Below are 26,317 nucleotides of genomic sequence, written 5' to 3'. Positions count from 1 at the left end.
GTGTCAGACACATCAATGTCCACTGACACACCATCGCCAGCAAGCCGGCTCCTACAGGTTTTTTTGCGCCTGTGGAAATCAGCGGCGGTCGGCAACTACGCCAATCAGCACCAACACACCGGCGCCAGGGTGTAATTGTTGAACTGGCTCAAACCGCGCACTATCCATCGTGTGTGGGATCTGAAGTTCGAGAAGCAGTCCAAAGCCAAACGCTAACAACCCTGTAGGAGCCGACTTGCTGGCGATGGGTGTCAGACACATCAACGTCTACTGACACTCCATCGCCAGCAAGCCGGCTCCTACAGGTTTTTTTGTGTCTGGAAATCAGCGGCGGTCTGCGACGACGCCAATCAACACCAACACCACCAACAACACCGGCGCCAGGCTGTAGTTGTTGAACTGGCTCAAGCCTTTGACGATCCACGGCGTGGCGTAGATCAGCGCAGCGCCGCTGCCGACCATGCACAGCAGGGACATCAGCGGTACGCGCAAGGCGCCGGCGATGCTGCCCAGGCGCTGCTCGACCCAGCCTTTGAAATCCGCACCAAACAGCACCAGCAGGCAACCCACCAGGGCCAGGGCGATTTCCGAGAGGTTGCTGCGGCTCCAGCGAGACACGGTGGCGAGCAGGTCGAGTACCAAATCCATTCGTTTTCCCTTAAGGCTGAAATCAGCTCAGAAATTTCTGCAGCAAGTCGTTGAGGAATAGCTGTCCGCGCTCGGTGGCCGCCAGACGTGACGGTTCGACCTGCAACAGACCGCTTTGTTCGGCTTCGCAGCGAGCTTCGGCAAGGCTTTCCAGTGATAGGCCGGTGCGCTCCGGATACAGGCACGATTCGACACCAGCGGTCAGGCGCAAGGCGTTCATCAGGAATTCGAACGGCATCTCGTCGTTGGTCAGGGCTTTCTCGCCCGCCTGAAAGCTTTTCGCCGGGTTGAGGTAATCCTTCGGCAGGCGCGTTTTCCAGGTGCGCACAATGCGCCCGTCCGGATGGCTCAGCTTGCCGTGGGCGCCTGCACCGATGCCGATGAAGTCGCCGAAACTCCAGTAATTTAGGTTATGCCGCGCCGGACGACCGGGCTGGGCATAAGCCGAGACTTCGTATTGCGCGTAACCGTGTTCGGCCAGCAGCGCTTGCCCCGCCTCCTGAATGTCCCACAGCGTGTCGTCTTCCGGCAGCGTCGGCGGCTGGTTCCAGAACACTGTGTTCGGCTCCAGGGTCAGTTGATACCAGGATAAATGTGTCGGCTTCAGGGCGATAGCGGTGCGCAGGTCGGAGAGGGCATCGTCCAGGGACTGATTTGGCAAGCCATGCATCAAATCCAGGTTGAAGTTATCGAACCCGGCCTGACGCGCCATCCCTGCGGCGCGTACCGCCTCGTCGCCGTTGTGGATGCGGCCCAAGGCCTGGAGTTTTTCCTGCTGGAAACTCTGGATGCCGATCGACAGGCGATTGATCCCCAGTTTCCTGTACGCCACGAACTTGTCTTGCTCGAACGTCCCCGGATTGGCTTCCAGCGTGATTTCGATGTCACTGGCAAACGCGATGCGCTGTTCGACGCCCTTGAGCAAACGCCCCAAGGCTTCGGCGCTGAACAGGCTTGGCGTGCCGCCACCGAAGAAAATCGAGCTCAGTTCGCGGCCGTAAACGGCGTGCAGATCCTGATCGAGATCTGCCAGCAACGCGTCGACGTACTCTTCTTCCGGCAACACGGGGCTGGCGGTGTGGGAGTTGAAGTCGCAATAAGGGCATTTGCGTACACACCACGGAATGTGGATGTACAGCGCCAAGGGCGGCAGCACAGGCAGGGCCGCCCGAGGCGATTGTGCGTCGCCGCCGAAGATCAGCGGCGACGCGGATGATTCACCGGTCATTTCAAGCCCAGACGCTGGCGCAGCAGATCCATTGCACGGGCGCGGTGGCTGATCTGGTTCTTGTCGCCCGGGCTCAACTCGGCGCTGGAGCAATCGCGCTCCGGCACCCAGAACAGCGGGTCATAGCCAAATCCGTGTTCGCCGCTGGCCTCGGTCAGGATGCGCCCGTGCCACAGGCCTTCGCAGAGGATCGGCAGCGGATCATCGGCATGCCGCACCAGCGCCAGCACGCAGACAAACTGCGCGCCGCGTTCGGCTTCGGGTACGTCCTTCAACACGTCGAGCAATTTGGCGTTGTTCGCCGCGTCGCCCTTGCCGTCGGCATAACGTGCCGAGTAGATGCCCGGTGCCCCGCCAAGGAAATCCACCGCCAGCCCGGAATCGTCGGCTAGCGCCGGCAAGCCGGAGATGCGCGCGGCATTGCGGGCCTTGAGGATGGCGTTCTCGACGAACGACAGGCCGGTTTCTTCAGGCTCGACCTGGCTGAACTCGCCGATCGAGCGCAGTTGCACCGAGTCGCCGAGCATGGCCTGGAGTTCCTTGAGTTTGCCGGCGTTATGGCTGGCCAATACGAGTTGCGTGAAATTGATCATTCGCCGGGGAAGAGCTCTTGGTTGAAATTGATGGTGTTGATTTTGTCACCGGTCTGCACCTTGATGTCGAAGGTGCGGGTTTCCTGTTGTTCCACCGGGAACTGGGCGATGTAGTAAATCGCGCCTTGCTCGGTGATCTGGCGGAAGTTCAGGTTCACGCTCTGGCTGGTCAGGTCTTTGATCGTACCGCTGACCTGGGCCATCTGCGGCTTGCCGTCCTTGAGCACCGAAATGTTGATCACGCCCTGGTTCTTGCTGCGTGTGAGTTCCGCGGCTTTGGCGATGTCGGGTGTCAGGAAGGTGGAGTTGAACGTGTTGTAGTGCACCGTCACATCGCCAAATTTTTCCTGGCGTTCACCTTTGATGGCATCAGCGGCCATGGCGGTGACGCTCAGGCAGGCGGTAAGCAAAAGCAGCGCTAGACGACCCATGATCATTCTCCTCGAAAAGTGGTGATTCAGACCGCGACCTTGTGGTCTGCAAGCCCCGGGCTGCTGACGCGGTAGATACCGATCTCACCTAACAGATTAGGCCATAGCTTACTGGCCCACCCGTGCCGATGCTGTTGATCCACGGCAAGCCGATCAATGACCTTGGCTTCACGTTCGCGGCACAAGGCTTCAAAGTCCGCGAAGGTGCAAAAGTGGATGTTCGGCGTGTTGTACCAGGTGTACGGCAGGAACTCGGAAACCGGCATCCGCCCCTTGCTCGCCAGGTACCAACGGCAGCGCCAGTGGCCGAAGTTGGGGAAGGTGATGATGCATTGGCGGCCGACCCGCAGCATTTCATCGAGGATCTTGTCCGGGTAATGCACCGCTTGCAGTGCCTGGGTCATGACCACGATGTCGAAGCTGTTGCTGGCAAAGTTACCCAGGCCCTTGTCCAGGTCCTGCTCGATGACGTTGATGCCTTTGGCCACGCACTCGGCAATGTTGTCCGGGTCGTTTTCCAGGCCATAGCCGGTGACTTGTTTGTTGTCGCGCAGCCAGGTCAGCAGTTCGCCGTCGCCGCAGCCGAGGTCGAGCACGCGGCTGCCAGCGGGGATCCATTCCTGGATGATTTCCAGATCAGCTCTCATGGCTTTCTCACAACGTAATGCGGTTCATGTAATTGCCGAACGCCTGCAAATAGCGTGGGATCGGAATCAGGAAGGCGTCGTGGCCCTGGGGTGCATCGATTTCCAGGTAGCAGACGTCCTTGCGCGCGGCCATCAGCGCATCCACCAGTTCCCGGGAACGGGCAGGGGAGAAGCGCCAGTCGGTGGTGAACGACATCACGCAGAACTTGGCTTTGGCGTTTTCGAAGGTTTTTGCCAGGTTATCGTCGAAATTCGCAGCCGGATCGAAGTAGTCCAGCGCCTTGGTCATCAACAGATAGGTATTGGCGTCGAAACGTCCGGAGAACTCTTCGCCCTGATAGCGCAGGTAGCTTTCAACCTGGAATTCGACGCTGTGGAAGTCGTAGTTGAGCTTCTCGCTTTTCAGGCCGCGACCGAATTTCTCGCCCATGGAATCGTCGGACAGGTAGGTGATGTGCCCGACCATCCGCGCCAGCATCAGCCCGCGCTTGGGGATCACGCCTTGTTCCTGGAACGAACCGCCGTGGAACTCGGGGTCCGTGAGGATCGCCTGGCGCGCCACTTCGTTGAAGGCGATGTTCTGCGCCGACAACTTGGGCGCCGAGGCGATGGCCAGGCAGTGCCGCACGCGATCCGGGTAGGTGATGGTCCACTGCAAGGCCTGCATACCCCCCAGGCTGCCGCCGATGACGGCGGCCCATTGGCCGATGCCGAGCAGGTCGGCGAGACGCGCCTGGCTGTGCACCCAATCTTCGACTGTCAGCACCGGGAAATCGGCGCCGAACGGCTTGCCGGTTTCCGGGTTGACGCTGCTCGGGCCGGTGGAGCCGTTGCAGCCACCGAGATTGTTCAGGCTGACCACGAAGAACTTGCTGGTGTCGATGGGCTTGCCGGGGCCGATGCAGCTGTCCCACCAACCGGGTTTGCGGTCGTCGGCGCTGTGATAGCCGGCCGCGTGGTGGTGGCCGGACAAGGCGTGGCAGATCAGCACGGCGTTGCTCGCCGTGGCGTTCAGCGTGCCGTAGGTCTCGTAAATCAGGTCATAGGCCGGAAGCGAACGACCGCAGGCCAATGCCAGGGGTTCGCTGAAGTGCGCCACTTGCGGCGTCACCAGACCAACAGAATCGGGGGGAAAGGCAGCTGGCATCGACCCTGCTCTCGTTGAAATGAGGCGTAAGTCTAAAGACCAGTGGGGTTAGCGGCAAGCAAAGGCCGGGGCTTATTGTTTCCCTGTTAGACCGAGGCGCTACCATCGCCAGCAAGCCGGCTCCTACAGGGGGAACGCGTACCCTTGTAGGAGCCGGCTTGCTGGCGATGAACGATAACGCGGTCTTAGATCAGCCCGAACAATTCCTTCGGCATCAACGCGTAGTAAGCAAGGCGCGGAATCAGCCAGCTCTGCAGCAATTGCAACGCGATGAAGGCAAAGATCGGCGAGATGTCGAGGCCGCCCAGGTTCGGGATGATCCGGCGGAACGGCGCGAGTACCGGTTCGGTGATTTGCTGGACCAGTTCCGCACCCGGGTTGTGGCTGCCCGGAGCGACCCAGGACAGGATCACGCTGATGATCATTGCCCAGAACAGAATCTTCAAAAACAGCGCGAAGATGCCGATCAAGGCCCACGGCGCCAGGAACAGTACGTCGACCGAGTAGCCGCTAAGCAGCAGGATCACCGCGAACAGTACCATTTGCACGATCAGCGCCAAGACCAGCGACGACATGTCCAGCCCGAACATGCTCGGAATCACCCGGCGCAGTGGCTTGAGCAATGGTTGAGTGGCCTTCACGGCGAATTGGCAGAGCGGGTTGTAGAAGTTCGCCCGCACCAGTTGCAGGATGAACCGCAGCAGTACGATCAGCAAATACAGGCTGCCCAGGGTTTGAATCACAAAAATGGCAGCGTCATTGAGTCCGAGCATTATTGATTCCTTTGTAAGAGCTGATTAGCGGCCGAGTTGCTCAGCCATTTCGGCGGAGCGGTGCGCAGCGGCGCCGAGTGCTTTTTCTACCAATGCTTCGAACCCGTCGGCCTGGAACGACTTGATCGCCGCTTCAGTGGTGCCCGCAGGCGAGGTGACGCGGCGACGTAGTTCTGCGGCGTCAACATCGCTGGCCACGGCCATGTGCGCAGCGCCCAATGCGGTCTGCAAGGTCAGTTGCGCGGCAATGTCCGCAGGCAGCCCGAGTTTCACCCCGGCAGCGGTCATGGCTTCGATAAGCAGGAAGAAGTACGCCGGGCCGGAGCCGGACACGGCAGTGACGGCATCCAGTTGCTGTTCTTCGGTCAACCACAGGGCGATGCCCACAGCCGACAGCAGCTCTTGTGCTTGCTGGCGCTGATCGGCATTCACTTCGGCGGTGGCGAACAAGCCGCTCACGCCTTGGCGCAGCAGCGCCGGGGTGTTGGGCATGCAGCGCACGATCGGCTGGGCGCCGAGCCAGTTGTTCATGCTGGCGCAGGTGATGCCGGCGGCAATCGACACCACCAGTTGATTCGGTTTGAGGCTCGGACGGATCGCCTCACAAACGGATTTCATCGCCTGGGGTTTGACCGCCAGTACGACCACGTCGGCATCCTGGATGGCTTCGGCGTTGTCGGCGAACACCTCTATGCCGTGCTCGGCCTTCACGCGCACACGTGTTTCTTCACCCGGATCGCTGGCGCGGATCTGCGCGGCGTCCAGACCTTTGGCCCGCAGGCCGCCGATCAAACTGGCCGCCATGTTGCCGGCACCGATAAAGGCAATACGCGTCTTGCTCATGTCAGGTCCTTATAAAGAAGAGGGTCAGCCATGGTTATGGCCGATCGTAATCGCGGGCGCCAAATAGCGCGGTACCGATCCGCACCCAGGTGGCGCCCATGGCAATGGCCGACTCGAGGTCGTGGCTCATGCCCATGGAAAGTGTGTCGAGCGGCAAATTGAGGCTGGCTTGCAGGCTTTGCACGGCAGCGAAAGCGGCATCCTGGGCGGCGCGATCTTCAGTCGGCTCGGGAATGGCCATCAACCCGCGCAACTTCAGGCGCGGCAGCTCGCTGATGGCATTGGCCAGGGCCGGCAGATCGGCCGGGGCACAGCCCGATTTGCTGGCTTCACCACTGACGTTGACCTGGATGCAGATGTTCAACGGTGGCAGATCGGCAGGACGTTGTTCGGAAAGGCGTTGTGCGATTTTCAAACGATCCACGGAATGCACCCAGTCGAAATGCTCGGCAATGGCGCGAGTCTTGTTCGATTGAATGGGGCCGATGAAGTGCCAGATCAAGGGCAGGTCGGCCAATTCGAGCTGTTTGCCCAGTGCTTCCTGCAAGTAGTTCTCGCCAAAGTCGCGCAGGCCGGCGGCATAGGCTTCACGCAGGGCTTGTGCGGGTTTGGTCTTGCTTACGGCCAGCAGCTGGACGCTGTTTTCGGCGCGGTTGGCGGCGAGTGTTGCAGCGTGTATGCGCGAACTAACCAGTGAAATGTTGTCTGCTATGGTGGACATCAAATCCTGCCTGAAAAAGTGCCTGCACTCGATCATGCGGCGTTAAAAGTCACCTCAGAATGCTCATTGACTGACGTCAACTCCGCTTCTTCGCTGACTTTTGCCTTGCCTGATCATCGCTCGGCGACTTTTCAGGCAGGATTTGGCGCCAGCGGCTGAAGGTTCGCGGCATTCTACTGGAATTGAGGAGCGCTATGGATATCACTGAACTGCTGGCGTTCAGCGCCAAACAAGGAGCTTCCGATCTGCATCTGTCCGCCGGCCTGCCGCCGATGATTCGTGTCGACGGCGATGTGCGGCGGATCAATTTACCGGCACTGGATCACAAGGAAGTACAGGCGCTGATCTACGACATCATGAACGACACCCAGCGGGTCGACTTCGAAAAGCACCTGGAAACCGACTTTTCCTTTGATGTGCCCGGCGTGGCGCGCTTTCGGGTTAATGCCTTCAACCAGAGCCGCGGTGCCGGCGCGGTGTTCCGTACGATTCCCTCCAGGGTCCTGAGCATGGAGGAGCTGGGGATGGGCGACGTATTCCGCAAGATGACCGACGCACCCCGTGGCCTGGTGCTGGTGACGGGCCCCACCGGCTCCGGCAAGTCCACCACGCTGGCGGCGATGATCGATCACCTGAACAACCATCGCCATCACCACATCCTCACCATCGAAGACCCCATCGAGTTCGTCCACGAATCTCGCAAATGCCTGATCAATCAGCGTGAGGTGCACCGCGATACCCGCAGCTTCGCCACGGCCCTGCGCTCGGCGCTGCGAGAAGATCCGGACGTGATTCTGGTGGGGGAGATGCGCGATCTGGAAACCATTCGCCTGGCCCTGACTGCCGCCGAAACCGGTCACCTGGTGTTCGGCACGCTGCACACCACATCGGCGGCGAAAACCATCGACCGGATCGTGGACGTGTTTCCGGGGGACGAAAAACCCATGGTGCGCTCGATGCTTTCCGAGTCGTTGCTGGCGGTGGTGTCGCAGACGCTGGTGAAGAAGATCGGCGGTGGGCGCATTGCTGCCCACGAGATCATGCTGGGGACGTCGGCGATTCGTAACCTGATCCGCGAAGACAAGGTGGCGCAGATGTACTCGTCGATTCAGGCAGGAGGATCGCTGGGGATGCAGACGCTGGATATGGGTTTGAAGGATTTGGTGACCAAAGGGCTGGTCAGTCGTGAGCACGCGCGGGAGAAGGCGCGGTCACCGGACAATTTTTGAGGGATGGAATACAGCACTGTGGCGAGGGAGCTTGCTCCCGCTCGAGTGCGCAGCGCTCGCGTTTTTTGGGGTCGCTTCGCAATCCAGCGGGAGCAAGCTCCCTCGCCACAAGTGCCCGCCTCAGAGGACGGGCGCTTTCAAATCAGCGCTGAACAACCCGCATCGCGTTCTGTTCTTTTGGAAGAACCCGCTTGGCCACTACGTAGTGTTTTTCCCAATACGGTTTCTTCAAGGTGTCGATGGAGACCGACTTGCCACGGCGCGGTGCGTGGATGAAGCGGTCGTTGCCCAAGTAGATGGCAACGTGATTGACTCGGCGACTCTTGATGTTGAAGAAAATCAGGTCGCCCGGCTTCAAGTCTTCGCGATCGACTTTCTCGCCGTGACCGCTGGCCATGGCATTGGAGGTGCGTGGCAGGTCAAACGTGGCGTCGTTGAACGCGTATTTCACCAGGCCGCTGCAGTCGAAGCCTTTGCTCGGGCTGCTGCCGCCCCAACGGTAGGGCGTACCGAGGACGTTAACAGCGCGGCTCAGCACGTTGCTGCTTTCCTTGGTCGCCATCGGCGGGACCAGGCTGCTGTTGCTGGTCAGCTGAGGCGCGAGCTTGACCGTTTTTTTGCTTTTGCTGGAAGGGGCAGAAGCGTGGGATTTTGGGGTGTAACCATTAACGTTTGGAAGACGTTGCTCACGATTGGTGGCGTGGGCGGCCAGTGGCATCAAAAGGCAAATGGTTAGCCATGTCTTGAAAAATGAACGCATTAGGCAGGGCTCGAATGTGTGAACGCGCAACTTTATAACAGCTTTTTTGTCCCTTCCGAGGCCGTTGGTCGATTCAACTTGTGGTCAACGGAACCAAATAAGCGGCAAATTGACGCAATTGTCGGACAGAACGCAGACGCCACGGGGCTTCGACGGTGGACAAAGTAGCATTTGCCATACGTCGGGTGATCGTAAAAAAGTCACAAAGATTTAAAGAATATTTATCTATCGTGTGAATCGAGGTCATCCATGAACACCTATCAGTCCCCCGTTCCGCATCAAGACACGCACAGTAAAGTGATCGGATATCTGCTGTGGATTTTCGGCTTTACCGGCGCTCACCGCTTCTATTACGGCAAACCGGTGACTGGAACGATCTGGTTCTTCACTTTCGGTTTGCTGGGCATCGGCTGGCTGATCGACTTGTTCCTGATCCCGTCCATGGACCGTGAAGCAGACTTTCGGTTCACGGCCGGGCCGATCGAATACAACGTCGCGTGGATTCTGTTGACGTTTCTTGGCGTGTTCGGCGTGCACCGGATGTATCAAGGGAAATGGATCAGCGGGCTGCTGTACCTGGTGACGGGCGGGTTGTTCTTCGTGGGGGTGCTGTATGACTTCTGGACGTTGAATGATCAGGTGTCCGTGCGCAACGCGCAGAATCGCGGCGCCTTCCAGTAAAAGCATCGCCAGCAAGCCGGCTCCTACAAATTCCGCAGGAGTCGGCTTGCTGGCGATTGGGGCGACGCGGTCTTATGCCTGGTGGCTGATCCGCCCATCCACCAGTGTGTAGCGCACTACGCCCGGCAAGCTGTGCCCAATGAACGGGCAGTTCTCGCCCTTGGACCGCCAGGTCTCACCGGCCACGGTCGAAGCCGCCGGGTCGAACAGCACGATATCCGCCGCGCCACCCACCGCCAGTTTGCCCGCCAGCAGGCGCAAGGCCTCGGCAGGCCCGGCACCGAGGCGCGCCAGCAGCGTCGGCAAGTCCAGCAGACCGTCTTCCACCAGTGTCATCGCCAGTGGCAACAACAACTCAACGCTGCTGATGCCCGGTTCGGTGGCACCGAACGGCGCCAGTTTGGCGTCGCGCTCGTGGGGTTGGTGATGGCTGGAAATCGCCGAAACCACGCCCGACTTCACGGCCGCACGCAGACCCTCACGGTCGGCGCGGGTGCGCAGTGGTGGCTGGACGTGATAGAGGCTGCTGAAATCAATCAGCGCTTCATCGGTCAGGATCAGTTGGTACAACGCCACATCCGCCGTAACCTTCAGACCACGTGCCTGGGCCTGGGCGATCAGGGCCACACCGCGAGCGCTGGTGAGTTGGCTGAAGTGCGCGCGCACGCCGGTTTGCTCGACCAACAGCAGATCCCGCGCCAGGGCCACGGTTTCGGCCGTTTCCGGAATGCCCGGCAAACCGAGGAAACTGGCGGTCGGGCCTTCATGGGCCAGCCCACCTTCGGCCAGGTCATGATCCTGCGAATTGAAAATCACCGTCAGGTCGAAGGTCGCCGCATAGTCCAGCGCCCGGCACAGGGTGCGGGTATTGCGGAAGCTCTCCAATCCGTTGCCGAAGGCCACGCAGCCGGCATCGCGCAACGCGACCAGTTCGGCCAGCTGTTCGCCATCCAGGCCTTTGCTCAGGGCGCCGATCGGGAAGACTTTGGCGTTGCCGGCCTCGCGGGCGCGGTCGAGGATCAGTTCGGCCACCGCCGAGGTGTCCAGCACCGGTTTGGTTTTCGGCGGGCAGCACAGGCTGGTCACGCCACCAGCGGCGGCGGCGCGGGTTTCGCTGGCGATCGAGCCTTTACGGCTGTAACCCGGTTCGCGCAGGGCGACGTTGAGGTCAACCAGGCCGGGAGCGGCTACCAGGCCTTGGGCGTCGATGGTGTCGACGGCGACAAAACCGGCCGGCGCGGCGCCAAGGCCGACGATCTTGCAGGCTTCAATGTGAATATCGGTGACTTGATCCAGGCCACTGGCCGGGTCGATGACGCGTGCGCCGAGAATGCTGAGCTTCACTGGGCGTTCTCCTGCTCGAATTGGCGCTGGGCTGTTTGCCCGCTCATGGCCATGGACAGCACCGCCATACGAATCGCGATGCCGTAGGTGACCTGGTTGAGGATCACCGAGTGCGGGCCGTCGGCCACCGCCGACTCAATCTCCACGCCACGGTTGATCGGCCCCGGGTGCATGACGATGGCATCGGGTTTGGCCCCGGCCAGGCGCGCGGTGGTCAGTCCGAACAGGCGATAGAACTCGCCCTCGCTCGGCAACAGGCCACCGGTCATGCGTTCACGTTGCAGGCGCAACATGATCACCACATCGACGTCCTTCAGGCCTTCGGTCATGTCGGTGTAGACCTTCACGCCGTATTGCTCGATGCCGATCGGCAGCAGGGTTTTCGGCGCGATCACGCGGATGTCCGGGCAGCCGAGGGTTTTCAGCGCCAGCATGTTCGAGCGTGCGACCCGCGAGTGCAGGATGTCGCCGACGATGGCCACCGAAAGATTCTCGAAACCGCCCTTGTGCCGGCGGATCGTCAGCATGTCGAGCATGCCCTGGGTCGGGTGCGCATGACGGCCGTCGCCGCCGTTGATGATCGCTACTTGCGGGCACACGTGTTCGGCGATGAAGTGCGCGGCACCCGAATCACCGTGGCGCACGACGAACATGTCGGCAGCCATGGCTTCCAGGTTACGTAGCGTGTCGAGCAGTGTTTCCCCCTTGCTCGCCGACGATGTCGACACGTTCAGGGTGATCACGTCCGCCGACAGGCGCTGGGCCGCCAGTTCGAAGGTGGTGCGGGTGCGGGTGGAGTTCTCGAAGAACACGTTGCACACGGTCTTGCCGCGCAGCAACGGGACTTTCTTCACCGCCCGGGCGCCGACTTCGAGGAACGAGTCGGCGGTGTCGAGGATTTCCGTCAGCAGCTCGCGGCGCAAGCCGTCGAGCGAGAGGAAGTGGCGCAGCTGGCCCTGATCATTGAGCTGCAGCGGGCGCTTGGTTTCTAGAGGCGTCATCGCGAGGGGGACTCTCAATAGGGCGAATTAAAGGGCGAGGTCTTGCACTTCGAGCGCAAGCTCCGGACCGGACAGCTTCACCCGTTCGTGGGCTGCCAGGGACAAGGTCGCGCCGACCACGTTCGGGCGGATCGGCAGTTCACCGGCGTCCAGGTCCAGCAGGCACACCAGCGTCACGCTGGCCGGGCGGCCGTAGTCGAAGAGTTCGTTCATGGCGGCGCGGATGGTGCGGCCGCTCATCAGTACGTCGTCGATCAGCACCAGGTGCTGGCCTTCGATCTCGAACGGCAGGGCGGACGGGCGCACTTGCGGGTGCAGGCCGTTCTGGCTGAAATCGTCGCGGTAGAAGGAAACGTCGAGCGTGCCAAGCGGTTCAGCGCTGCCCAGCTCTTTCAGCAAAGCCTGGGCGACCCAGACGCCGCCGCTGCGGATTCCGATGTAACGCGGTTCGCTGATGCCACGGTGTTCCAGGTGGGCCTTGAGATCGGTCGCCATCTGGCGGATCAGTTCGGCGGGATTGGGCAGGCTCATGGTTGCTCCTTCTTGGGCCCGAGGCGGCTTGTGCTTGAGGTGGCTCGGGTTGTTACTAAAAGAGCCGCATTGCGACTCTTCAGGATTGGGTGCATCAGGATTCGAACAGTGCGCCATTTTCGTCGAGCCAACCTTGCAGTAGCAGGGCGGCGGCGATGGCGTCGACCGGGTTGTCGCGGTAACTGCCTTTCTGCCCGCCACGGGCCAGGCGTTCGCCCTTGGCCTCGAAGGTGGTCAGGCGTTCGTCGTGAGTATAGAAGGGCAGGTTGAAGCGGCCGTTGAGGCGCCGGGCGAATTTTTCCGCGCGCGCGCACATGTCGCTGGGGGTGCCGTCCATGTTCAGCGGCAGGCCGACCACCACGGCGTCGGGCTTCCACTCTTTAATCAGGGCTTCGACCTGGTCCCAGTCGGGAATGCCGTTCTGCGCTTTCAAGGTGCACAGCTCGCGGGCCTGGCCGGTAATGACCTGGCCGACCGCCACGCCGATTTGTTTGGTGCCGTAGTCGAAACCCAGGATCAACCGCAGGGCCATCAGGCGTGCCCCGCCTGGCTGGTGAGCAGGCTGAGGTTGACGCCCAGGTGTCTGGCCGCCGCTTCGAGGCGCAGTTCACTGCTGGTGTTGAACAGGATGTCGGCGTCGAACGGGCAGGTCAGCCAGGCGTTTTGCGCCAGTTCGGCTTCCAGTTGCCCGGCTTCCCAACCGGCATAACCCAGGGTAATCACGCTTTTCGCCGGACCGACGCCATCGGCGATGGCGAACAGCACGTCCTGGGAGGTCGACAGGGACAGCTCGCCTTCCAGATCAACGGTCGCCTGAAAGCTCTGCCCCGAAGGGTGCAGAACGAATCCGCGATCGGTCTGCACCGGCCCGCCGATGAAGATCGGCACGTGCTGGCAGAGCGCTGGAGGTTCGATATCCGGGCGCAGTTGCTCGAGGATATCGGCCAGGTTCAGGTCTTGCGGACGGTTGACCACCAGCCCCATGGCACCATTGGCCGTGTGCTCGACGATGTAGGTCAAGGTGTGCGCAAAGTTCGGGTCGACCATGTGCGGCATGGCGATCAGGAAGTGATGCTTGAGGTAGCTGGGGCTGACGTTTTTCATGAGCGCTAGTGTGGCGTTGGAGGGGCGAACTGACAAGCTTGAGTGAGCCAAAAGATCGCAGCCTGCGGCAGCTCCTACAGGGAAACGCGTTCCAAATGTAGGAGCTGCCGCAGGCTGCGATCTTTTGATCTTCAGTCAGTTGCTTGAGAGGCGATCCCCACGCGCAAATTTCCACGTGCGGATGATTTCCAGCCGGTCGATATCCGACAAGTCCCCGGTAAACGGCGCAAATGGCGCCGCCAGCCGCACGATGCGCTGGGCCGCCTGATCCAGCAGCGGTTGCCCGGACGACTCCAGCACCAGCACTTCATACAGCGAGCCGTCGCGGTTGATCGACACCATCAGGCGCAAGTTGCCGTAAATCTGTTTGCGCCGGGCTTCGTCGGGGTAATTGAGGTTGCCGATGCGCTCGACCTTCTTGCGCCATTCGTCCTTGTACCAGGCGCCCTTGTCTTTCATGGTCGAAGCGGCGCTCAGACGGTGGATGCGCGGGCGTTTGGCGTACAGCTGTTGTTCCTGGGCCAATTCCGCTTCCAGGCTGGCGATGTCGCTGGACAGCTGTTCACTGTCGAAGGTCGGCGCGGCCACGGCGGGTTTGGTGAGGGGTTTGGGTTCTTCGGTTTTCGCCGGGGCTTTTTTCGGCTTCGGCGCGACGGTGGTCACGGCGGCCTTGGGCGCAGCCTCCTGGACTTCAGGCTTGGCGGCTGGCGGTGGCGTGACTTTCTGCACCTTGTTGTCCTGGAAAGGCGCGACCTCAGTGGTCTTGGGGATCGCCTTTTTATCCAGGGTGCCACTGCCTTGCTGGTTTTCCTGGGCAAGAAAATCAGCTTTTTCAGGCTTCTTTTCGCTTTTGAAGGTGGCGAGGGTGATTTCCAGGGTTTTGCTGATCTGCTTGGGTTCGACCATGGTAAAGCCGACACCCAACAGCAAAGCGAGGTGAATCAACGCTGCCAGAAACAGGGTAAAACCGAGGCGATCGGCCGGGCGCACGCCGTAATGGGCGAGTTCGGGAGGCAGATCGGACGGGAGGGTCATGGCAAAAAAACCAACATCGCGTTTTTACGAGCCCGGCATGATAACGCAATGTTGGTTTTTAGCTTCAAGCTCCAGGCTTCAAGCGACAAGCTGCATTCGGCACGCTTCAACCTTGCCGCTTGAGGCTTGCAGCTTTCAGCTGCTTCTCTATGGCATCCATCAACAAGCTGCCAATGTCGGTGCCAAAGGCATTGTCGATTTCGCGAATGCAGGTCGGGCTGGTGACGTTGATTTCCGTCAGGTGCTCGCCGATCACGTCGAGGCCGACGAACAGCAGGCCTTTCTCGCGCAGGGTCGGGCCGACCTGGGCGGCGATCCAGCGATCCTTCTCGCTCAGCGGACGCGCTTCGCCACGGCCACCAGCGGCGAGGTTGCCACGGGTTTCGCCAGCAGCGGGAATACGCGCCAGGCAGTAATCCACCGGCTCGCCGTCGATCATCAGGATGCGTTTGTCGCCATCCTTGATCGCCGGCAGGTAGGCCTGGCCCATGATCTGCTGGGTGCCGAGTGCGGTCAGGGTTTCGAGAATCACTGACAGGTTCGGGTCGCCCGCGCGGTGACGGAAGATCGATGTGCCGCCCATGCCGTCCAGCGGCTTGAGAATCACGTCGCCGTGTTTGGCGGCAAATTCACGCAGCACATCGGCGCGGCGGCTGACCACGGTCGGCGGCGTGCACTGCGGGAACAGCGTGGCGAACAGTTTCTCGTTGCAGTCACGCAGGCTCTGCGGTTTGTTGACCACCAGCACGCCAGCGCTCTCGGCTTGCTCCAGCAAGTACGTGGAGTAAACGAACTCCATGTCGAACGGCGGATCCTTGCGCATCAGGATCACGTCCAGGTCGCTAAGCAGCGCATCCTGCTCGGCTTCCAGTTCGAACCATTTTTCCGGGTTGGCGAACACTTTCAGCGGACGCATCCGCGCTCTGGCTTCACCTTCGCCCTGGTACAGGTCGCGCTGTTCCATATAGAACAGTTCCCAGCCACGCTTCTGCGCGGCCAGCAGCATGGCCAGCGAGCTATCCTTTTTATAGGAGATGCCGGCAATAGGATCCATGACAATCCCGACGCGAACGCTCATGGGTGTTTCCTCGAAATTAGGGGGCGAAATCAGTCTGTAGGAGCAAGCTTGCTCGCGATCGGGTCGACGCGGTTGTTCAGATAGACCATGTCAACGTTCATCGCGAGCAAGCTTGCTCCTACAGAAGGTAAGGACCATATAAAAGTGGCGTCAGAGTGGCGCTGAGTGTGTTCCCGGTCAAGGAAAAACCACTGCCAGGGCCGGCCGATAGATTGCGTTTGGAGACTGTGCTAAAAAGGCTGCCAAGTGGCGCCGGGCCTTGAGCTTCAAGGGTTTCGAGCGGCCAAACGGACAAATTGTTTCACAAAGGCGACGGCAGATCATTTATGGACCAGCAACCCAGCGCCTTGAAGGTCATGGTGATCGACGATTCGAAGACGATTCGCCGCACCGCCGAAACGCTGCTCAAGAACGTGGGTTGTGAGGTCATCACGGCCATCGACGGTTTCGATGCGCTGGCCAAGATTGCCGACAATCACCCCGGCATCATCTTCGTCGACATCATGATGCCGCGTCTGGATGGCTATCAGACCTGCGCTTTAATCAAGAACAACAGTGCATTCAAGTCCACGCCAGTGATTATGCTGTCGTCCAAGGACGGGCTGTTCGACAAGGCCAAGGGGCGCATCGTCGGCTCCGATCAGTTTCTGACCAAGCCTTTCAGCAAGGAAGAACTGCTCAACGCGATCCAGGCCCATGTTCCGGGCTTCGCCGCTGTTTTGCCGCAGTAAGACACGCACAGTGACGCTCGGCCAGCGGGCCGGATGTCGACAAGAAAAATGGGGAAGACCATGGCACGTATTCTGATCGTCGATGATTCGCCGACCGAAATGTACAAACTGACCGGCATGCTGGAAAAGCACGGTCATGAAGTCTTGAAAGCCGAAAACGGCGCGGACGGCGTGGCCCTGGCCCGCCAGGAAAAACCCGACGCAGTGCTGATGGACATTGTGATGCCCGGCCTCAACGGTTTCCAGGCGACCCGTCAGTTGACCAAAGACCCGGAAACCGGGCACATCCCGGTGATCATCATCACCACCAAGGATCAGGAAACCGACAAGGTCTGGGGCACGCGCCAGGGCGCCAAGGACTACCTGACCAAACCAGTCGACGAAGAAACCCTGATCAAGACCCTGAACAACGTGCTGGCCGGTTGATCAGCCGGCCATGAACGAGTCGCTGACGGCTTTTGAACTGCTGCTGCAGATCGACCAGCGCTGTCGTCTGCTGGCAGCGGATCTGCCGTCTCAACCAACCCGGCAGGATAGCTGGAGCGGCATCGGCTTTCGCCTGGGCGAGCACTGGTACGTCGCCCCCATGGGCGAAGTCAGTGAAGTGCTGCACGAGCCGCGCTTCACTCAAGTGCCGGGGGTCAAGCCCTGGGTCAAGGGCGTGGCCAATTTGCGTGGGCGTTTGTTGCCGATCATGGATTTGTGCGGTTTCTTTGGTCACGAAGTCTCGACGGCGCGCAAGCAACGGCGGGTGTTGGTGGTGGAGCATAACGAGGTGTTTGCCGGGTTGTTGGTCGATGAGGTCTTCGGCTTGCAGCACTTTGCCCAGGACAGCCTGAAGCCGGCAGATCATTCGAGTGGGCCGATTTCAGCGTTTATCGAGGGCCGGTTTCAGCGAGAGCAGAGCTGGCAGGTGTTCAGCCCGTTTGCGCTGGCGCGGGCGCAGGGATTCATGAACGTGGCGCTATAGCCGGTACAACAGAGGACCTGTGGGAGCCGAGCTTGCTCGCGATGAGGGACTCAAAGCCAACACATGTGTCGACTGACATACCGCTATCGCGGGCAAGCCCGCTCCCACAGGGGGGTTGGGCAAGTCTTGGAAAGCGTGGATTAACAGGCGAAGACCGATGATAAAAGCAAAAACAGGCAAGCCAATGGAAGGGTCGCGCAGTCGTTCGCAGATCATCGTGCTGTTTATCGCACTGATCATCTTCATCATGCTGTTGTTCGCCAACTTCGCGTACCTCAACACCCAGGCCACTTGCGACAAACAATACATCGGCCACGCCGGTGAGCTGCGCGTGCTGTCCCAGCGCATCGCCAAGAACGCCACCGAAGCCGCCGCCGGCAAGGCCGCGGCATTCAAATTGCTCAGCGACGCGCGCAACGATTTTGCCCAGCGCTGGAGCTATCTGAAGAAAGGCGACCCGGCCACCGGCTTGCCACCGGCACCGTCCGAGGTGCGTCCGGAAATGCGCGCCGTGCAGATGGACTGGGAACGCCTGCTGAAAAACACCGACGCCATCCTCTCCAGCGAACAGACCGTTTTGTCGCTGCACCAAGTCGCCTCGACTCTGGGCGAAACCGTGCCGCAGTTGCAGGTCGAGTACGAAAAAGTGGTGGAAATCCTCTTGCAGCGCGGCGCTCCGGCGGCCCAGGTGGCGATGGCCCAGCGTCAATCGCTGCTGGCCGAACGGATTCTCGGCGCGGTGAATACCGTGCTGTCCGGCGACGAAAGTTCACAGCAGGCCGCTGACGCCTTCGGTCGCGATGCGGCGCGTTTCGGCCAGGTTCTCAACGGCATGCTGCAGGGCAACACAGCGCTGCGGGTCAGCCAGGTCGAAGACCGCGATGCGCGTGCGCGCTTGATGGAAATTTCCGAACTGTTCGAATTCGTCTCCGGCTCCGTCGATGAAATCCTCGAAACCTCGCCGGAACTGTTCAAGGTCCGGGAGTCTGCCAGCAACATTTTCAGCCTGTCGCAAACCTTGCTCGACGAAGCCTCGCACCTGGCCAGCGGTTTCGAAAACCTTGCCGGCGGGCGCAAAACCGACACCATCGGTGGTTACGTGCTGGGCCTGGCTGCATTGATGTCGATCATCCTCATCGGTCTGGTGATGGTGCGCGAAACCAATCGCCAACTGCGGGAAACCGCCGAGAAAAACGAGCGCAACCAGAACGCGATCATGCGCCTGCTCGACGAGATCGAAGACCTCGCCGATGGCGACCTGACGGTAACCGCTTCGGTGACCGAAGACTTCACCGGGACTATCGCCGATTCGATCAACTATTCCGTGGACCAATTGCGCGATCTCGTGGCGACCATCAACCTTACCGCTGGCCAGGTCGCCGCCGCCGTGCAGGAAACCCAGGCCACCGCCATGCACCTGGCGCAGGCGTCGGAGCATCAGGCGCAGCAGATTTCCGAAGCCTCCACCGCGATCAACGACATGGCCCAGTCCATCGATCAGGTGTCGGCCAACGCCGCCGAATCCTCAGCGGTGGCCGAGCGTTCGGTGGAGATCGCCAACAAGGGCAACGAGGTGGTGCACAACACCATCCACGGCATGGACAACATCCGCGAGCAGATTCAGGACACCGCCAAGCGCATCAAGCGCCTCGGTGAGTCTTCCCAGGAAATCGGTGACATTGTCAGCCTGATCGATGACATCGCCGATCAAACCAACATCCTGGCCCTCAACGCGGCCATCCAGGCCTCCATGGCCGGTGATGCCGGGCGTGGTTTTGCGGTGGTCGCAGACGAAGTGCAACGGCTGGCCGAGCGTTCGTCCGCCGCCACCCGGCAAATCGAAACCCTGGTGCGGGCGATTCAGACCGACACCAACGAAGCGGTTATTTCCATGGAACAGACCACCACCGAAGTGGTGCGCGGCGCGCGTCTGGCGCAGGATGCCGGTGTGGCCCTGGAAGAAATCGAAGGGGTTTCCAAAACCCTCGCGGCGCTGATCCAGAGTATTTCCAACGCCGCCCAGCAACAGACGTCGTCTGCCGGGCAGATTTCCCTGACGATGAACGTGATCCAGCAGATCACCTCGCAGACTTCGTCCGGCTCCACTGCCACCGCCGAGAGCATCGGCAACCTGGCGAAAATGGCCAGCCAGCTGCGGCGCTCGGTGTCCGGTTTCACCTTGCCGGCCGCCAAGGCGCAAGTGGCGGACGAAGCTTGAACCGCCCTCGGGCCTTGGCGTCTTGATTGGCATTTTGACTGAAGCGGGAACTGGAGTGGTTATGGGTGATCGGCACGACTATGTGGCCCTTGAGTGGGTCAAAGGCGAGATTGCCGAAACGCTGAAGCAGGCTCATCACGCGATCGAAACCCAGCTTGATGACCCGCAGGCGACGCACGCCCTGAGCGAATGCCTGGCGTGCATCCATCAGGTTCACGGCAGTTTGCAGATGGTCGAATTCTACGGCGCGGCCCTGCTCGCCGAAGAGATGGAACGGTTGACCACCGCCCTGCAACAGAACCGCGTCAGCCATCGTGACGAGGCGCTGCACCTGATGCTGCAAGCTCTCGGCCAGCTGCCGATCTACCTCGACAGGGTGCAGAGCGCCCGCCGCGATTTGCCGCTGGTGGTGCTGCCGCTGATCAACGATTTGCGCAGTGCTCGTGGTGAAAGTCTGTTGTCGGAAACCAGCCTGTTCAGCCCGCAACTGCCCGACCTGCCAGCGCTGGATGAAGAAGCGCTGAAGCGGCTGGAACCGGCAGACCTGCCGAGTGTGCTGCGCAAGTTGCGGCAGATGTTGCAGATGGCTCTGGTCGGTTTGCTGCGCGAGCAGGATGACGACACGCATCTCGGTTATCTGGCGACCGTGTTCAGCCGACTCGAAAGCCTGTGCGACAGCGCGCCCCTGAGCCCGCTGTGGCAGGTCGCTTCGGCGCTGGTCGAAGGCATGCGCGGCGGTGCTATCGCCAACAGTCCGGCCTTGCGCAGCCTGTTCAAGGACGCCGACAAAGAACTGAAGCGCCTGCTCGAACAGGGCATGCGCGCAGCCAATCAGCCGGCACCGCCGGAGTTGCTTAAAAGCTTGCTGTTCTACATAGCCAAAGCCGAACACCCCACCGGGCAGATGCTGACCATGAAAGATCGTTACGGACTGGACGATGCGCTGCCGGACAGCGCGATGGTCGATGAAGAACGCGCACGGCTGGCCGGTCCTGACCGCGACGCCATGCGCTCGGTATTGGCGGCGCTCTGCGAAGAGCTGGTGCGGGTCAAGGAGCGCCTTGACCTGTTCGTACGCAGTGACCGGCAACACACCTCCGATCTCGAGAGCCTGTTGGCACCGCTGCGGCAAATCGCCGACACCCTGGCGGTGCTGGGTTTCGGCCAGCCGCGCAAAGTCATCATCGATCAACTGGCGGTGGTGCTGAGCCTCGCCCAGGGCCAGCGTGCGCCCGATGATGCGATTCTCATGGACGTCGCCGGGGCCTTGCTTTACGTCGAGGCGACACTGGCCGGAATGGTCGGCACCGTAGAACCCGAAAGCCAGGAAGAAAGCCGCCTGCCGACCACCGACCTGACGCAGATCCATCAGATCGTGATCAAGGAAGCACGCATCTGCCTGCAACAGGCCAAGGACATGATCGTCGACTACATCGACGCCGATTGGGACCGCCAGCATTTGCAGGCGTTGCCGGCCTTGTTGACCCAAGTGCGCGGTGCGCTGGCGATGATTCCGCTGAGCCGCGCGGCGGGCCTGATCGAAACCTGCAACCACTTCATCCGCGAGCATCTGCTGCTTGATCCGGGGCAGCCCGGTTGGCAGGAACTGGACAGCCTGGCCGACGTGATCGCCAGCCTCGAATACTACCTTGAGCGCCTCAACGATGACCCGGAAGCCCCCGGTGAGCAGTTGCTCGATATCGCCGAACAAAGCCTGGCGTCCCTCGGTTTCTTCCCCTCTGAACAGCATGTGCCGGTGCTTGAGGACGTGTTGAGCCCCAGCGAAGCACAGGTCATGCAACAAATGCAGGAGCTGGATGGTCCGGCCATCGTGCAGACCCTGGCCGATGTGCTCGCCAGTCCGGTTTCCGCCCTGAACCCTCCGGCCCTGACCACACCGGGCAGCCTGTTGCCGCCGCCTGCCGGTGAAGAGCCGGTGGATGAAGAATTGCGCGAAGTGTTCCTCGAAGAGACTGACGAGGTCCTTGAGATTCTTCGCGAATACTTGCCGCGTTGGTCGGCCAATCCTGAAAACACCTCAGCCCTGAGTGAGGTGCGCCGTGCCTTCCACACCCTCAAGGGCAGTGGCCGGATGGTCCGTGCGCTGGTGTTGGGCGAACTGGCCTGGGCCATGGAAAACCTGCTTAATCGGGTGCTGGAACACAGCGTCGCGCCGGGCGCTGCGGTGCAGCAACTCCTGGGCGAGGTCGTGGAGCTGCTGCCGGAGCTGGTGGCTGAATATGCCGCCGACGCCCAGCGCCAGCGCAACGACGTCGACCAATTGGCCGCCCACGCCCATGCCCTGGCCAAGGGCGAGGAGTCGGCTGCCGATGAAGACACCCAGGACGTCTCGGCCCTCGATCCGCTGTTGCTGGAGATCTTCCGCAAAGAAGCCGAAACCCACTTGGCCAGTCTCAATCGCTTTCTCGATCAGGCCGCCGAGCACGTGCCGTTGCAGGCCAGCGACGAATTACAGCGCGCCTTGCACACCCTCAAGGGCAGCGCATCGATGGCCGGAGTTTTGCCGATTGCCGAGCTGGCCGCGCCGCTCGATCAACTGGCCCGGGAATACAAGGCCCACCAAATCGCCCTCGACCTTGATGAAGTCGAAGTGCTGCTGGAAGCCGAAGGCTTGTTCCGGCTCGGCTTGCGCCAGCTCAAGAGCGATCCGTTGGCCGAGATTCCAGACGCTGCATCGTTGATTGAGCGCACCCAGGCCTTGCTTGTCGAACGCCTGGCCAGCCTGTCGAACACACCGAGCAGCGGGCTACGGATCAAGCGCGATCCGCAGTTGATCAACAACTTTCTGGCCCAGGGCATGGACATCCTGCTCGACGCCGAAAGCCTGCTGCAGCGCTGGCAACAGCACCCCGGAGAGCGCCAGGAACTCAGCGCGTTGCTGGACGAATTGACCACTCTTGGCGAAGGCGCGCACCTGGCCGATTTGCATCCGGTGGATGAACTCTGCGAAGCCTTGCTTGACCTGTACGGCGCCGTGGAGGAAAGCAGCCTGGCGGTTAGCGAAGCGTTTTTCCATGAGGCGCAAAGTGCCCACGAAGCGCTGATCAACATGCTCGACGAGCTGGCTGCCGGCCAGGAAGTCAGCCCGCAGCCGGAGCGGATTCGCGCCTTGCACGGTTTGCTCGACCAGAGCCTCGACCCGTCGGCGATGGGGCTGATTCGCAGCGACGGCAGCCGTTCGCTGAGCATTCGCGACCTGTCCGATGCCACCGCCGAATTGGCACAAACCGCTGTGGAAAAACCGGCACAGACCACTGTGGGAGCTGGCTTGCCAGCGATGGATTCACAGGCGCCACGTTTATCCAATGAAAACGCGTCATCGTTAACGCCCATCGCTGGCAAGCCAGCTCCCACAATAGAACTGGACGACGAGATCGTTTCGATCTTCCTCGAAGAAGCGGTGGATATCCTCGAAAGCGCCAACCAGGCCTTGCAGCGCTGGTTGAGCGAGCCGCACAACGCCGCACCGTTGTCGTCCTTGCAACGCGACCTGCACACCCTCAAGGGTGGCGCGCGGATGGCCGAGGTCGGACCGGTCGGCGATCTGGCCCATGAACTGGAGAGCCTTTACCAAGGGCTGGTGGACCGCCGTTACAGCCAAAGCGAAGAGCTGGCGCAGTTGCTCCAACAGAGCCATGACCGTCTGGCACTGATGCTTGAACAGTTGCAACAGCATCAACCCTTGGGCGACCCAAACGAACTGATTGAAGCGATCCGAGCGTTCAGGCAAGGCCACGTGGGCAGTGCCGATGTTGCCGAACCCGCCGCGAGCGACGACTCGACTCATCACGACAGTGAGTTGCTGGACATCTTCCTCGAGGAAGGTTTCGACATCATCGAAAGCTCGGGTGCGGCGCTGGTGCGTTGGCAGGCCGAGCCTTCGAGCCGTCAGGAAGTGGAAACCCTGTTGCGCGACTTGCACACCCTCAAGGGCGGTGCGCGCATGGTGGAAATCGCGCCGATCGGCGATTTGGCCCATGAACTGGAATTCCTCTACGAAGGCTTGTCCGCGGGTGTTCTGAAACCCTCTTCGGCGTTGTTCGAGTTGCTGCAACGCAGCCATGACCGACTGGCGCAAATGCTCGACGCCACCCGTGCCGGTGAGCCATTGCCGCCAGCCGACCGACTGATCGATGCGATCAAGAATTTCAGCCATCCGGTGGTGCCTGGCGCTGCCACTGCGCCCATCGTGCTGCCCGCCGCCATAAAAACCGAAACCCCGGTACTGCAACCCGACGCCGGTGCAGACATGGTCAAGGTCTCGGCGGAGCTGCTCGACGATCTGGTCAACCTGGCCGGCGAGACGTCGATTTTCCGAGGGCGAATCGAGCAGCAGGTCAGTGATGCTCAAGTGACGCTAAACGAGATGGAAACCACCATCGAGCGGATGCGCGACCAGTTACGCCGCCTCGATACCGAAACCCAGGGCCGGATCCTCAGCCGTCAGCAAGTCGACGCCGAACGCCAGGGCTACGAAGAATTCGATCCGCTGGAAATGGACCGCCACTCACAATTGCAGCAACTGTCGCGCGCCTTGTTCGAATCCGCCTCCGACTTGCTCGATCTCAAGGAAACCCTGGACCGTCGCAACCACGACGCGGAAAACCTGCTCCAGCAGCAGGGCCGCATCAACACCGAGTTGCAGGAAGGGCTGATGCGCACGCGCATGGTGCCGTTCGAACGGATGCTGCCGCGCTTGAAGCGCATCGTCCGTCAGGTGTCCGAGGAGTTGGGCAAGGACGTCGAGTTCATCGTCGGCAACGCCGAGGGTGAAATGGACCGCAACGTCCTCGAACGCATGGCCGCGCCGCTGGAGCACATGCTGCGCAACGCCGTGGACCATGGCCTGGAATCCGCCGAAGTGCGGGTCGCAGCGGGCAAACCGGCACAGGGACGGATCACCCTCGACCTGTTGCGCGAGGGCGGCGACATCATTTTCGATATCCGCGACGACGGCGCCGGTGTGCCGCTGGAAGCAGTGCAACGCAAAGCCATCAAGCGCGGCTTGCTCGATCCGAACAGTGAAATCGGCGACCGCGAGGTGCTGCAATTTATCCTGCAACCGGGGTTCTCCACTGCCGAAAAAATTACCCAGATTTCCGGGCGTGGCGTCGGCATGGACGTGGTGCATGAAGAGGTGCGGCAACTGGGCGGCAGCATGAGCATCGACTCGGTGCCGGGGCAGGGTGTGCATTTCCGTATTCGCCTGCCGTTCACGGTGTCGGTCAACCGTGCGCTGATGGTGCACTGCGGGGAAGATCAATACGCGATCCCGCTGAACACCATCGAAGGCATCGTCCGCGTCTTGCCCAATGAACTCGAAGGGCATTTCCGCCTTGATCCACCGACGTATGAATACGCCGGGCAACGCTATGAGCTGTGCTATCTGGGCGAGCTGCTCAAAACCAGTCCACGGCCAAAATTGCTGGGCCAGAGCTTGCCGCTGCCAGTGTTGCTGGTGCAATGCAACGAGCGCCACATCGCCGTGCAGGTCGACGCCATGGCCGGCACCCGCGAGATCGTGGTCAAGAGCCTCGGCCCACAGTTTGCGGCGGTGCAGGGCGTGTCCGGGGCGACGATTCTGGGCGATGGCCGGGTGGTGCTGATTCTGGATTTGCTGGCGCCCATCCGCGCCTTGCAAGCGCACGTGCCGCAGCGGTCGAAAACCCATGAACTGGAGGTCGAACCGCAGCGGCCGTTGCTGGTCATGGTGGTCGACGACTCGGTCACCGTGCGCAAGGTCACCAGCCGTTTGCTCGAACGTCACGGCATGAACGTGCTGACGGCCAAGGACGGTGTCGATGCCATGCTGCTGCTCGAAGAGCACCTGCCGGACGTGATGCTGCTGGACATCGAAATGCCGCGCATGGACGGCTTCGAAGTGGCGACCCAAGTGCGCAACGATGAGCGCTTGCAGCACCTGCCGATCATCATGATCACCTCGCGCACCGGGCAAAAACACCGCGACCGCGCCATGGCCATCGGTGTCAACGACTACCTCGGCAAGCCGTACCAGGAATCGGTACTGCTCGAAAGCATTGCCCTGTGGAGCAAAACCCATGCTTGAACGGCTAATGAGCCAGCGCACCAGTAACCTCACCGGCCTGCTGCTGCCCCTGGCCGACCGTAACCTGATCCTGCCCAACGTCGCGGTCGCCGAGCTGATCGATTACCAACCGGCGGCATTCGACCTCGATACGCCACCCTGGTATCTCGGCCGGGTGACGTGGCGTAACCGGCAGATCCCATTACTCAGTTTCGAGTCGGCGTGCGGCCACAAAATCGCCATTGGCGAGCGCGCGCGGATCGTCATTCTCAATGCATTGGGCGGTCGGCCTGAAGTGAAATTCATGGCGATGCTGATTCAGGGGATCCCACGCTCCTACAAGCTCGACAGCCAGTTGAGCTATGTCGACGTGCCGTTGTGCTCGCTGGAAAAAGCGGCGGTGCAGGTGGGCGATCAAGTGGCCAAGGTGCCGGATTTGTTGGCGTTGGAGGAATTGCTGGTGGGGGCGGGGTTGATCTGAAGGTTGAAGATTCCCATAAGGGGACCTAAAGTTCCCTTTTTGGGACTTTCGGTTGT

At 61.0% G+C, this 26,317-nt stretch carries 25 protein-coding genes and 1 pseudogene; 8 read left to right on the top strand and 18 right to left on the bottom strand.

Going from position 1 to position 26,317, the window contains the following annotated elements:
* Nucleotides 1-78: 78 nt before the first annotated feature.
* The 10 genes and pseudogenes from KGB21_RS06035 to KGB21_RS05990 form a co-directional block, all read right to left on the bottom strand.
* Nucleotides 79-173 (bottom strand): annotated as a pseudogene (locus KGB21_RS06035) (DUF3392 domain-containing protein); the annotation flags it as partial.
* A 151-nt stretch (nt 174-324) separates the two neighbouring features.
* On the bottom strand, nt 325-648 hold the full coding sequence (locus KGB21_RS06030) for a DUF3392 domain-containing protein (RefSeq protein WP_034147559.1): 324 nt from the start codon (nt 646-648) through the stop codon (nt 325-327).
* 22 nt (nt 649-670) lie between these two features.
* On the bottom strand, nt 671-1,876 hold the full coding sequence (gene hemW, locus KGB21_RS06025) for a radical SAM family heme chaperone HemW (protein ID WP_223504169.1): 1,206 nt from the start codon (nt 1,874-1,876) through the stop codon (nt 671-673).
* On the bottom strand, nt 1,873-2,469 hold the full coding sequence (rdgB, locus tag KGB21_RS06020; RefSeq protein ID WP_103402811.1) for an RdgB/HAM1 family non-canonical purine NTP pyrophosphatase: 597 nt from the start codon (nt 2,467-2,469) through the stop codon (nt 1,873-1,875). Before rdgB ends, hemW begins: the two co-directional genes overlap by 4 nt.
* Nucleotides 2,466-2,900, bottom strand: a complete 435-nt coding sequence (locus KGB21_RS06015; protein ID WP_034147556.1) for a DUF4426 domain-containing protein — start codon at nt 2,898-2,900, stop codon at nt 2,466-2,468. Before KGB21_RS06015 ends, rdgB begins: the two co-directional genes overlap by 4 nt.
* A gap of 26 nt (nt 2,901-2,926) precedes the next feature.
* Nucleotides 2,927-3,547: a methionine biosynthesis protein MetW gene (gene metW / locus KGB21_RS06010; RefSeq protein WP_034147555.1), complete on the bottom strand. Its 621-nt coding sequence runs from the start codon at nt 3,545-3,547 to the stop codon at nt 2,927-2,929.
* 7 nt (nt 3,548-3,554) lie between these two features.
* Nucleotides 3,555-4,694, bottom strand: a complete 1,140-nt coding sequence (metX, locus tag KGB21_RS06005; protein WP_034147554.1) for a homoserine O-succinyltransferase MetX — start codon at nt 4,692-4,694, stop codon at nt 3,555-3,557.
* Between the two features lie 185 nt (nt 4,695-4,879).
* The gene (locus tag KGB21_RS06000; protein WP_020797373.1) at nt 4,880-5,467 is read right to left on the bottom strand and encodes a YggT family protein; all 588 of its coding nucleotides are present in this window, start codon (nt 5,465-5,467) and stop codon (nt 4,880-4,882) included.
* 24 nt (nt 5,468-5,491) lie between these two features.
* Complete coding sequence (gene proC / locus KGB21_RS05995; protein WP_034147553.1) at nt 5,492-6,310, bottom strand: pyrroline-5-carboxylate reductase; 819 nt, start codon at nt 6,308-6,310, stop codon at nt 5,492-5,494.
* Nucleotides 6,311-6,344: 34 nt separating this feature from the next.
* On the bottom strand, nt 6,345-7,031 hold the full coding sequence (locus KGB21_RS05990) for a YggS family pyridoxal phosphate-dependent enzyme (protein ID WP_223504167.1): 687 nt from the start codon (nt 7,029-7,031) through the stop codon (nt 6,345-6,347).
* Nucleotides 7,032-7,225: 194 nt separating this feature from the next.
* Between KGB21_RS05990 and KGB21_RS05985 the strand changes: the two genes are divergently transcribed.
* Nucleotides 7,226-8,260: a type IV pilus twitching motility protein PilT gene (locus KGB21_RS05985; protein WP_223504165.1), complete on the top strand. Its 1,035-nt coding sequence runs from the start codon at nt 7,226-7,228 to the stop codon at nt 8,258-8,260.
* A gap of 142 nt (nt 8,261-8,402) precedes the next feature.
* On the opposite strand, the gene KGB21_RS05980 is transcribed toward KGB21_RS05985, so the two are convergent.
* Nucleotides 8,403-9,020 (bottom strand): C40 family peptidase, encoded by a 618-nt coding sequence (locus tag KGB21_RS05980; RefSeq protein ID WP_034147550.1) that lies wholly within the window; start codon nt 9,018-9,020, stop codon nt 8,403-8,405.
* Between the two features lie 249 nt (nt 9,021-9,269).
* Here KGB21_RS05980 and KGB21_RS05975 point away from each other — a divergent pair, with 249 nt between their 5' ends.
* On the top strand, nt 9,270-9,701 hold the full coding sequence (locus KGB21_RS05975; protein WP_034147549.1) for an NINE protein: 432 nt from the start codon (nt 9,270-9,272) through the stop codon (nt 9,699-9,701).
* 72 nt (nt 9,702-9,773) lie between these two features.
* On the opposite strand, the gene KGB21_RS05970 is transcribed toward KGB21_RS05975, so the two are convergent.
* The 7 genes from KGB21_RS05970 to gshB form a co-directional block, all read right to left on the bottom strand.
* Complete coding sequence (locus KGB21_RS05970; RefSeq protein WP_223504164.1) at nt 9,774-11,045, bottom strand: dihydroorotase; 1,272 nt, start codon at nt 11,043-11,045, stop codon at nt 9,774-9,776.
* Nucleotides 11,042-12,046, bottom strand: coding sequence for an aspartate carbamoyltransferase catalytic subunit (locus KGB21_RS05965; RefSeq protein ID WP_007939362.1), 1,005 nt, complete (start codon nt 12,044-12,046; stop codon nt 11,042-11,044). Before KGB21_RS05965 ends, KGB21_RS05970 begins: the two co-directional genes overlap by 4 nt.
* 27 nt (nt 12,047-12,073) lie before the next feature.
* The gene (pyrR, locus tag KGB21_RS05960; RefSeq protein ID WP_034147547.1) at nt 12,074-12,577 is read right to left on the bottom strand and encodes a bifunctional pyr operon transcriptional regulator/uracil phosphoribosyltransferase PyrR; all 504 of its coding nucleotides are present in this window, start codon (nt 12,575-12,577) and stop codon (nt 12,074-12,076) included.
* Nucleotides 12,578-12,671: 94 nt separating this feature from the next.
* Entirely contained in the window at nt 12,672-13,109 is a 438-nt protein-coding gene (ruvX, locus tag KGB21_RS05955; protein ID WP_034147546.1) for a Holliday junction resolvase RuvX, read from the bottom strand.
* Nucleotides 13,109-13,681, bottom strand: coding sequence for a YqgE/AlgH family protein (locus KGB21_RS05950; RefSeq protein ID WP_034147545.1), 573 nt, complete (start codon nt 13,679-13,681; stop codon nt 13,109-13,111). The genes ruvX and KGB21_RS05950 overlap by 1 nt, the downstream gene beginning before the upstream one ends.
* Nucleotides 13,682-13,816: 135 nt before the next feature.
* Nucleotides 13,817-14,716, bottom strand: coding sequence for an energy transducer TonB (locus KGB21_RS05945; protein ID WP_223504162.1), 900 nt, complete (start codon nt 14,714-14,716; stop codon nt 13,817-13,819).
* A 106-nt stretch (nt 14,717-14,822) separates the two neighbouring features.
* A complete protein-coding gene (gene gshB, locus KGB21_RS05940) occupies nt 14,823-15,794 on the bottom strand; it encodes a glutathione synthase (RefSeq protein ID WP_034147543.1) in 972 nt (323 codons plus the stop codon).
* Between the two features lie 326 nt (nt 15,795-16,120).
* On the opposite strand from gshB, the gene pilG reads away from it, so the two are divergent.
* From pilG to KGB21_RS05910, 6 genes are all read left to right on the top strand, one after another.
* Complete coding sequence (pilG, locus tag KGB21_RS05935) at nt 16,121-16,525, top strand: twitching motility response regulator PilG (protein ID WP_034147542.1); 405 nt, start codon at nt 16,121-16,123, stop codon at nt 16,523-16,525.
* 60 nt (nt 16,526-16,585) lie between these two features.
* Nucleotides 16,586-16,951, top strand: coding sequence for a twitching motility response regulator PilH (gene pilH, locus KGB21_RS05930; RefSeq protein WP_008068134.1), 366 nt, complete (start codon nt 16,586-16,588; stop codon nt 16,949-16,951).
* Between the two features lie 10 nt (nt 16,952-16,961).
* Nucleotides 16,962-17,495 (top strand): chemotaxis protein CheW, encoded by a 534-nt coding sequence (locus tag KGB21_RS05925; RefSeq protein ID WP_034147540.1) that lies wholly within the window; start codon nt 16,962-16,964, stop codon nt 17,493-17,495.
* Nucleotides 17,496-17,652: 157 nt separating this feature from the next.
* Nucleotides 17,653-19,713: a methyl-accepting chemotaxis protein gene (locus tag KGB21_RS05920; protein WP_411741328.1), complete on the top strand. Its 2,061-nt coding sequence runs from the start codon at nt 17,653-17,655 to the stop codon at nt 19,711-19,713.
* A 61-nt stretch (nt 19,714-19,774) separates the two neighbouring features.
* Nucleotides 19,775-25,801, top strand: a complete 6,027-nt coding sequence (locus KGB21_RS05915) for an Hpt domain-containing protein (RefSeq protein ID WP_223504160.1) — start codon at nt 19,775-19,777, stop codon at nt 25,799-25,801.
* On the top strand, nt 25,794-26,261 hold the full coding sequence (locus KGB21_RS05910) for a chemotaxis protein CheW (protein WP_034147537.1): 468 nt from the start codon (nt 25,794-25,796) through the stop codon (nt 26,259-26,261). The genes KGB21_RS05915 and KGB21_RS05910 overlap by 8 nt, the downstream gene beginning before the upstream one ends.
* Nucleotides 26,262-26,317 lie beyond the last annotated feature (56 nt).

Source organism: Pseudomonas sp. GL-RE-29 (genome assembly GCF_019947275.1).
Lineage (GTDB): Bacteria > Pseudomonadota > Gammaproteobacteria > Pseudomonadales > Pseudomonadaceae > Aquipseudomonas > Aquipseudomonas fluorescens_A.
Note: the sequence above shows the minus strand (reverse complement) of the source record. Positions and strands in the feature narration are given on the sequence as shown.